The organism is Nocardia tenerifensis NBRC 101015, from assembly GCF_000308715.1.
GTDB lineage: Bacteria > Actinomycetota > Actinomycetes > Mycobacteriales > Mycobacteriaceae > Nocardia > Nocardia tenerifensis.
In genome coordinates, this window is record NZ_BAGH01000208.1 from 1 (window position 1) to 9,072 (window position 9,072).

Genomic DNA, 9,072 nt, shown 5'->3' on the forward strand with positions numbered 1-9,072 from the left:
GGCGTGCGGGTGTGTTGCTGTGTCGCGGCGGAGTCTAAGACGGGTGGCGTGTCGCGGTGCGGGTGTGTCGGGGTCGTCGCAGCGGAGCCTGCGGTGGTCGCCGCGTGCGGGCGCGGCAGCACTTCACCGCGCCACGCCGCACTTCACGGCGCCACACCACACCGCACCGCGCCTCACCGCACCGCGCCTCACCGCACCGCGCCTCACCACGCCACGCCGCGCCACGCCACGCCACGCCACGCCGCGCCAAAGACTTGCGCTCCTTCCCGGAATCCGCGCGTCCTGCCGACATCCACTTACAGTGCAGATCCCGACAAACAGCGCGGACCCCAACTCAACCGCCCGCAAGCCGCCACCGCCCGGCGCGCCACCGCATGTCGCCAGCGCCGCCGACACGGATCCCGCACTCTTTCTCGGGATCCGCACCCAGTACGGGACCCCACACTCAGTGCAAATCCCGAGAAACAGTGCGGGATCCCAGTGCTGCCGACCACACGCGGCGCCCGCCTCAGGCTGCGCGCAACGGCATCGACACAACCGCGCCGAGGCACGCCACCCGTCTTAGGCTCGCCGCGACACAGCAACACACCCGTAGGCCGAGGCACGCCGCCAAAATGCGGCACACCCGCGGATCCTCGCACTCTTTCTCGGGATCCGCACCCAATATGGGGCCCCATACTCAGTGCGGATCCCGGGGGACAGTGCGGGATCCCAGTGCGGCGACCGCAAGCGGCAACCGCCTCAAGCTCTGCTGCAACGACGCCGACCTCAGTGCGGATCCCGAGAAACAGTGCGGATTCCAAGCCTGGCAAGAAGCAGCCGGGACGGATCCTGTTCGTGGGGTCCGGCCATGGCGGCGTGGCCGGTGCGGCATGGCGCGGGCCGTGGCGTGGCTTAGTGAGGCGAGCGCGCGGCGAGTCTAGGGTGAGTGGCGAGGGTTGGTGTGGATGGAGGTGGAGGGGTTAGTTGGCGTTGAGTGCGGTGTTGCGCGCTGTGCCAGTTAACGGCCAGCGTCGTCGATCGGCGCGGGATTTCTCATTGCCATGGCGGCCGCAGGCCGATACCGTCGGCGGTTGTCAGGGAGTCGGGCGTGCCCGGCGCGCAGGCCCGCCGACAGCAGATTCTGTGAGAGCGAAAACCTTGACATCCCATGATTTTCTGGAAAACGCAGGTCGGGAGAGGCAGGTCAGGGGCGGGGGACGGGCGCTGGACCGGGGCGGGGCGCGGGGATCTCGACCACACCTTTACCCTCGAATCATGCAGTCCTGGTCCGATACCGCCCTACCCACCATCCCCGGAGCAGGGCCACCGTTGCGGTTGTACGACACCGCCGACCGTCAGGTCCGGCCGGTCACACCGGGTGCCACCGCCACCATGTACGTCTGCGGGATCACCCCTTACGACGCCACCCATCTGGGTCACGCCGCCACCTACCTGACCTTCGATCTGGTCAACCGCGCACTGCGCGACGCCGGGCACGACGTGCACTACGTGCAGAACGTCACCGACGTGGACGACCCGCTGTTCGAGCGGGCCGAGCGCGACGGCGTGGACTGGCGCGACCTGGGCACCCGCGAGATCGAACTCTTCCGCGAGGACATGTCGGCGCTGCGCATCGTGCCGCCCCGTGAGTACGTGGGCGCGATCGAATCCGTCGACGAGGTCGTCGAATTCGTGCAGAAACTGCTCGCCTCGGGCGCCGCGTACATCGTCGACGACGCCGAGTTCCCCGACGTGTACTTCCGCGCCGATGCCACCGACCAGTTCGGCTACGAATCCGGCTACGACCGCGCCACCATGGAGCGCCTGTTCGCCGAGCGCGGCGGCGACCCTGACCGCCCCGGCAAGCGCGACACCATCGACGCGCTGCTGTGGCGCGCCGAGCGCCCGGGCGAGCCGTCGTGGCCCGCACCCTTCGGCGCGGGTCGTCCCGGCTGGCACATCGAGTGTTCGGCGATCGCGCTCAATCGCATCGGACCAGAGTTCGACATCCAGGGCGGCGGCAGCGACCTCATCTACCCGCACCACGAGTACTCCGCCGCGCACGCCGAGTCGCTCATAGCGGGCCGCCGCTTCGCCCGCCACTACGTGCACGCCGGTCTGATCGGCCTGGACGGCGAGAAGATGTCGAAGTCAAAGGGCAATCTCGTGCTCGTCTCGACCCTGCGCCGCGGCGGCGTCGACCCCGCCGCCATCCGCCTCGGCCTCCTCGCCGGCCACTACCGCCAAGACCGCATGTGGACCGACGCGGTCCTCGACCAGGCCAAGGCCCGCCTCGACCGCTGGCGCCGCGCCACCGCCCTCCCCTCGGGCCCCGACGCCGCCGACACCATCGCCCGCCTCCGCCAACACCTCTCCGACGACCTCGACACCCCCAAAGCCCTTGACGCCCTGGACAACTGGTCCCGCCAAGCCCTCGACTACGGCGGCCCCGACCCCGAAGCCCCCACCGCCATAGCCGCCGCCACCGACGCCCTCCTGGGAGTCAAGCTGTAGGCGCGCCACCGGCCAGGCTCCGCCGCGACGCAGCACCCACCCGCACGCCGAGGCGCGCGACCGGAATGCGGCACACCCGCAGATCCCGCACTCTTTCTCGGGACCCGCACCCGATATAGGGCCCCACACTCAGTGCGGCGCCCGAGAGACAGTGCGGATTCCACTCGACGGTGCGGGTCAATAGCGCGCTAGGAAATAGCGCCACCATGCTCTGCGCACCCCACCAGCCCAACCCTCGCACCCTCTCTCGGGATGCGCACTCCGTCTAGGCCTCCATAGCCGGTGCGGATCCCGAGAGACAGTGCGGCGCCCGCGGACTGTTGCGCGTGCGCGGCCCGAGGCACCAAGTTCGTCAGCCCGCTCGAGGTGCGCACTCCTCGGTATCGGCCAGCGGGCGCGCACATGGCTGGACGCGGGAGCGGACCTGGGTGGGGCTACGGAAAGGTGGAATGCCGCCGGTTGGCATACCCAGCGGCATTCGGGCCGTCCGGCCGCGGGTCGCTAAACGGCGGTATCGACCGGAATACCCGGTTCGTGAACTCCCGCAACGACTTCGGGGGAGTACAGGCGCTCGATCTCCGACGCGTACTTCTCGGCGATGGGCTTTCGGCGTAGTTTCATGGTGAGCGTGATCTCGTCCCCGCCGGGCTCCCAGAAGGCCGGCAGCACGGTGAAGCGCTTGATCTGTTCTACCCGAGACAGTTTGGTGTTGCCCAGCGCGACGCCGCGCGCGATTTCGGCGATCACGCCCGGGTCGGCGGCGAGTGCGGCGGCGGAGGCGTCGGGCAGATCACGTTGCGCGGCATAGGGTCCGGCGGTCTCGGCGTCGATGACTATCAGCGCGGTGTTGAAGGGCCGCCCGTCCCCGACGGTGGCGATGGACCCGATGAGCGGCGTCGCCGCCTTGATCGCGTTCTCGATGTTGGCCGGAGACATGTTCTTTCCGGCGGAGTTGATGATGAGCTCTTTCTTGCGGTCGACCACGCGCAGGTACCCGTCGGCGTCCTGGGTGAGGATGTCGCCGGTGTGCAACCAGCCCTGCGCGTCCAGCGCCTCGGCGGTCTTGACCGGCTCCGAGCGGTACGCCCGCATGATCGACGGCCCGCGCACCAGGAACTCGCCGTCCTCCGCGATGGTGGATTCGAGGCCTGGCAACAACTTTCCGACCGTGCCGAGCCGGGCCTGATCGGGCGGACTGACGCTGGCGATGCAGGTCACCTCGGACATGCCCCACACCTCGGAGATCGGAATGCCGAGACCGAAGAAGAATCCGAGCGTCTCCGCCGGGATCGGCGCCGCCCCCGACAGCGCCCACTTCACCTGCTCCAGGCCGAGTTTCGCGCGCAGCTTGGACAGCACGGCGGCGTCAGCCTTGGCCCACTCCGCCGCGAGCTCGTCGTCCATGGGCTCGCCGGCGAGTGCGGCCTCGGCCTTGCGCGCGGCGACTCCCAGCCCCCATTGCAGGCCGGCGCGGGTGGCGACGTCGGGCTCGTTGGCGACCGCGAATTCCAGTGCCGCCTTGAACTTTTCCCACACGCGCGGCACGCTGCCCCAGATGGTCGGCCTGGTATCCAGCAGCGCGGCGGGCAGCTGGGTGCGATCGGGCACGACCGTGATCTGAACGCCGAACACCTCATGGAGATAGAGGGCGGTGAATCGGTCGGCCATGTGCGCGGTCGGCAGGTACGAGGTCTGCCGGTCGCCGAACTCCACGGGCATCACCGACGCGAAGGCGTACGCGTCGAAGAGGAGATTGGCGTGCGTGAGCTCGACACCCTTCGGGTTGCCCGTGGTGCCGGAGGTGTAGCACAGCGTCACCACATCGTCGGGCCGCACCGCGCGCCAGCTGGCCTCGAAGTCGAAATCGCTGCGCCCCAACGACTTCAGCTCCGTCACGCTGATCGTGCCGTCGGGCGCGCCGTCCAGGCAGACGATGGTCTCGATCGGCACCCCGCACGACCGGATCCGGTCCACGTACTGCGCCTCGCAGATCACCACCCGGTTGCCCGCGTTGCCGAACACGTAGTTCAACTGCTCGGGGACCAACGTGTTGTACACGGAAAACGAAGTGGCCCCGGCATGTTGGGCGCCCACCTCGATGGGGTAGAACTCGACCCGGTTGGCCATCATCAACGCGACGGTGTCGCCGCGTCCGATCCCCAGCGCGTGCAACCCGCCCGCGATCTCCCGCACCTGCGCGGCGTACTCCCGCCAGGTCAAACTCTGCTCGCCACCGATCGACCTGACCGCGACCGCGTCGGGATCGATGGACGCAACCCGCTGGAACGCGGCACAGGAGGTATTCGGTTCGGTCATGTCGCAACCCCGTTCAGAACAGCTGTCTATCTCTCTGAGACGGTAAAGGTCGTGCCCCGCGACGGGGAGGTTTCCGACGATTTCGATGATCTGCCGCTTTTCGCGCTCCCGCGTTTCAGGTTAGACACCTACCGGGTAGGGGTATAACGTCGAGGGTGGCCGACGGCACGCGCCGGCTCGACCCGCCCGAGCCGAGCATTCCGAATGAGGAGTCGATCTACGTGAACCACGATCCGCAGCGCCGAACCGCCGTCCTCGACGTGCGCGGCGTCCGCTGGGCCAGTCAAGCCAACGTCGTCACCGCCGTCCTCCGCCGCAGACCGGGCGTCCTCGACGTCACCCCCAACCCAACCGCCCAAACCGCCACCATCACCTACGACCCCACCCAAACCTCCATCCCCACCCTCGCCACCTGGCTCCGCGACTGCGGCTACCACTGCCGAGGCCGCTCAGTCCCGAACCACCTCTGCGACCCCCTCCTCGAACCCTCAGGTGATGCGGGAAACTCCGCAGCCGGCCACGATATGCCCGCCACCGACCACGGCGGATCGCACGACCGCGCCGGGCATGCCGGCCAATCCGACATCGCCGAGCAAGGCGCACCAAGCGTTCATGCGGCACATGCCCAGAACTCGGGATCCGTTGCCGCTGGCCAGCTGGGGGAGAACGCCGCGCACGTTCTCGGTGATCAGAATGACCGCGTCGACTACACCAGGCGCACCGATCACGCCGCGGACCCCTCGTCCGCTGAACGCTCCGACCATGACGGCCATGACGGCCGGACCGACACCGCGGGCCCGCGCGCGGTAGATGGTCGCGCCGTGCCCACCGACCATGCCGGACGCGGACCGGCGGGGGACACCGACGGAGACCGCGCCCGACACACAGAGCCTGTCGAGCAGAGCGGGCGCACTGATGACACCGGACGCGCGGCCGACGCCGGTCAGGACAGGCACGTGAGTCCTGCATCCCACACGGGCCATGCCGAGCAAGGCGGGCAGCTTGATCCCTCGGCGCACGCCGAGCAGGCCGATCGCGCTGGGAACGGGCGTCACGCCGGGCGTGCGGACCATGCCACCCCCGCGGAACATGTCTTCAAGGACGGGCGGGACGGCGGCTCGAATCACGCCGAGCAGACTGAGCGCGCCGACGATGCCGAGCGCGCGGCCGAGGCCGGGCAGGACAGGCGCGCGAGTCGTGTGTCGCGCGCGGGCTATGCCGAGCAAGGCGGGCAGCTTAACCGCTCGGCGCACGTCGAGCAGGCCGATCGCGCTGGGAACGGGCGGGATGGAGACCCGAGGCACGCCGAGCAGGCCGGGCGCGCCGACGATGCCGAGCGCGCGACCGACACCCGGCAGGACAGGTACGCGAGTCCTGTGTCGCACGCGGGCCATGTCGAGCAGAGTGCGCAGCGTGACAGTCTGGCGCAAGCCGAGCAGGCTGATCGCGCTGCGGGCAGGGGGGATGCTGGGCACGGGGATCGTGCTGACCACGCGGAACATGCCTTCGAGGCCAGGCGGGACGGCGGCCCGAATCAAGCCGAGCAGACCGGGCGCGCCGATGACACCGGGCGCGCAACCTTCGTCGGGCAAGGCGGGCAGCACGACCACTCGGCGCACGCGGAGCAGGCTCGGCGCACTGAGGGCGGTGACCATGCCGGGCACATAGACCATGCTGGCCACGCGGGACATACCGTCCAGGACGGGCGGGACGGCCACCCGGATCATCCGGAGCAGACTTCGCGCGCCAATCACGCCGGGCGTGGGCTCGACGCCTGGCACGACGGGCAGCGCGACCACGTGGCGCACGGGGATCATGCAGTCCACGCGGATCACGGTGGCCACGCCGGGCACTCGGGCCATGGCGGAATGTCTATGGCGGACATGGCGATCGATATGCGGAATCGGTTTGTGGTGGCGGCAGTGTTCGCGGTGTTGGTGATGTTGTGGTCGCCGATGGCTACGGACATGTTCGGGGTGCACCTTCCGGTGCCGTTCGGTCTGCGGCAGGACATTTGGGCGCTGGTGTTGAGTTTGCCGGTGATCTTCTACTCGTCGGCGATCTTCTTCACCGGCGCGGTGGCGGCGTTGCGGGCGCGCACGCTGGACATGATGGTGCTGGTGGCGGTGGGGATCGGCGCGGGCTGGCTGTATTCGCTGGCGATCACGCTGACCGGCGGCGGCGAGGTGTTCTACGAGGCCTCGACCATGCTGGCAACCTTTGTGCTGCTTGGTCATTGGTTCGAGATGCGGGCGCGCGGCGGGGCCAACGACGCCATCCGCGCGCTGCTGGATCTGGCGCCGCCGAAGGCGGAGGTGATCCGCGACGGCGTCCCGGTCGAGGTGCCGACGGCCGAGGTCGTGGTCGGCGACCTGCTGCTGGTGCGTCCCGGCGCCAAGATCGCCGTCGACGGCGTTGTGGCGGAAGGGGACAGCGAGGTCGACGAGTCCATGGTGACCGGCGAGAGCATGCCGGTGCACAAGGAGCCCGGCTCGACCGTGATCGGCGCATCGTTGAACACCAACGGCACGTTGCGGTTTCGCGCGACCAAGGTAGGCGCGGACACCGCGCTGGCCCAGATCGTGGAACTCGTTCAGCAGGCCCAGAATTCGAAGGCGCCGGGCCAGAAGTTGGCCGACCGGGCCGCATTCTGGCTGGTGCTGGTCGCCCTGATCGGCGGCGCCTTGACGTTCGCGGTGTGGCTGCTAGCCGGCGCGTCCTTCGCGAAGGCGATGCTGTTCGCCATCACCGTCGTGGTGATCACCTGCCCCGACGCCCTCGGCCTCGCCACCCCGACCGCGATCATGGTCGGCACCGGCCTCGGCGCGAAACGCGGTGTGCTGTTCAAGAACGCCCTCGCCCTCGAGTCCTCGGCCCGCATCCGAACGGTCGTCATGGACAAGACCGGCACCCTCACCAAGGGCGAGCCGGAGGTCACCGATGTGGTGACGGCCGAGGGATACACGGCCGACGAAGTCCTGCGCCTGGTCGCCGCCGTCGAACGCGAATCCGAACACCCACTGGCCGCCGCGATCGCCCACCACGCCGAAACTCTGTCCGGCACAACGCAACTCGATGCCGAGAAGTTCGAGAACGTCCCCGGCCACGGCGCTGTCGCCGAGGTCGACGGGCACCGCGTCGTCGTCGGCAACCGCCGCCTCCTCGACCGCGAGCACATCGACCTGGAACCCCTTGCCGCACACCGCGACCGGCTCACCGACTCCGGCCACACCGCCGTCCTCGCCGCGATAGACGGCACCGCCGCCGCGGTGATCGCCCTCGCCGACGCACCCCGCGAAACCTCCGCCGCCGCGGTCGCCGAGCTACACGACCTCGGCATCGAAGTGGTCATGCTGACCGGCGACAACCGCGCCACCGCCGAACGCATCGCCGCCGATCTGGGCATCGACACCGTCATCGCGGAGGTCCTGCCCGGCGACAAGGCCGCGAAAATCGCTGAGCTGCAACGCGATGGCCGCAAGGTCGCCATGGTCGGCGACGGCGTGAACGACGCCCCGGCGTTGGCCGGCGCGGATCTGGGCATCGCGATCGGCGCGGGCACCGACGTAGCCATCGAGACCGCCGACCTGGTCCTGATGCGCTCGGACCCCCTCGACGTCCCCACCGCCCTCCGAATCGGCCGCGGCACCCTCCGCAAAATGCACCAAAACCTGGCCTGGGCAGTGGGTTACAACACCATCGCCCTCCCCATCGCCGCAGGCGTCTTCGTCCCCGCCTTCGGATTCACCCTCCGCCCAGAGATAGCCGCCATGTCGATGTCCGGCTCCAGCGTCATCGTCGCCCTGAATGCCCTGTCCCTCAAACGCCTTCACCTCCCCGACCAGCACTCGTCGGCCGACTGATGGAAGGGCGGCGTGCGACCCACTCGAACCCTTGCCTGCCTAGGCATACCGCTGGCGGTGCGGCCACTCTGTCGCGCCTAGGCGTCGGCCGCCCCGCCATGGCTACGTTCCGGCCACTCCGCCACGGCTACGCGTTGGCCGCCCCGCTAGGGTTACGCGCTGGCCGCCCGCCGCGGTTACGTTCCGGCCGTCCCGCTACGGTTACGCGCTGGCCCACCCCACCGCGGTTATGCGCTTGCCCGCCCCGTCATGGCTACGTTTCGGCCATTCCGCTACGGTTACGCGTTGGCCGCCTCGCCGCGGTTACGCGTCGCCCCGCCGTGGCTACGTTTCGGCCATTCCGCCGCGGTTACGTGCCAGCCGCCTCGTCACGGTTACGTGCCAGCCGCCTCGCCGT

The 9,072-nt window shown here is 69.3% G+C and carries 3 protein-coding genes and 2 pseudogenes; 3 read left to right on the forward strand and 2 right to left on the reverse strand.

What is annotated here, in order from left to right:
* The first annotated feature begins 1,257 nt into the window (after window positions 1-1,257).
* Window positions 1,258-2,496: a cysteine--1-D-myo-inosityl 2-amino-2-deoxy-alpha-D-glucopyranoside ligase gene (gene mshC / locus ON39_RS17645; protein ID WP_040735414.1), complete on the forward strand. Its 1,239-nt coding sequence runs from the start codon at window positions 1,258-1,260 to the stop codon at window positions 2,494-2,496.
* Between the two features lie 501 nt (window positions 2,497-2,997).
* Here the strand turns inward: mshC and fadD11 are convergent.
* A complete protein-coding gene (fadD11, locus tag ON39_RS17650; RefSeq protein ID WP_040735415.1) occupies window positions 2,998-4,812 on the reverse strand; it encodes a fatty acid--CoA ligase FadD11 in 1,815 nt (604 codons plus the stop codon).
* Between the two features lie 260 nt (window positions 4,813-5,072).
* Between fadD11 and ON39_RS50625 the strand changes: the two are divergent.
* A pseudogene (locus ON39_RS50625) lies at window positions 5,073-5,237 on the forward strand (heavy-metal-associated domain-containing protein); the annotation flags it as partial.
* Window positions 5,238-5,300: 63 nt separating this feature from the next.
* On the opposite strand, the gene ON39_RS50630 reads toward ON39_RS50625, so the two are convergent.
* Window positions 5,301-6,674, reverse strand: a complete 1,374-nt coding sequence (locus ON39_RS50630) for a hypothetical protein (RefSeq protein WP_169335891.1) — start codon at window positions 6,672-6,674, stop codon at window positions 5,301-5,303.
* Between ON39_RS50630 and ON39_RS50635 the strand changes: the two are divergent.
* Window positions 6,651-8,675 (forward strand): annotated as a pseudogene (locus tag ON39_RS50635) (copper-translocating P-type ATPase); the annotation flags it as partial. The gene ON39_RS50630 and the pseudogene ON39_RS50635 sit on opposite strands and share 24 nt — an antisense overlap.
* Window positions 8,676-9,072: the final 397 nt, after the last annotated feature.

What these genes read in the sequence shown, in the direction of transcription:
- mshC (WP_040735414.1), top strand. Translation starts at nt 1,258, where the DNA reads ATGCAGTCCTGGTCCGATACCGCCCTACCCACCATCCCCGGAGCAGGG.
- fadD11 (WP_040735415.1), bottom strand. Translation starts at nt 4,812, where the DNA reads ATGACCGAACCGAATACCTCCTGTGCCGCGTTCCAGCGGGTTGCGTCC.
- ON39_RS50630 (WP_169335891.1), bottom strand. Translation starts at nt 6,674, where the DNA reads ATGGCCCGAGTGCCCGGCGTGGCCACCGTGATCCGCGTGGACTGCATG.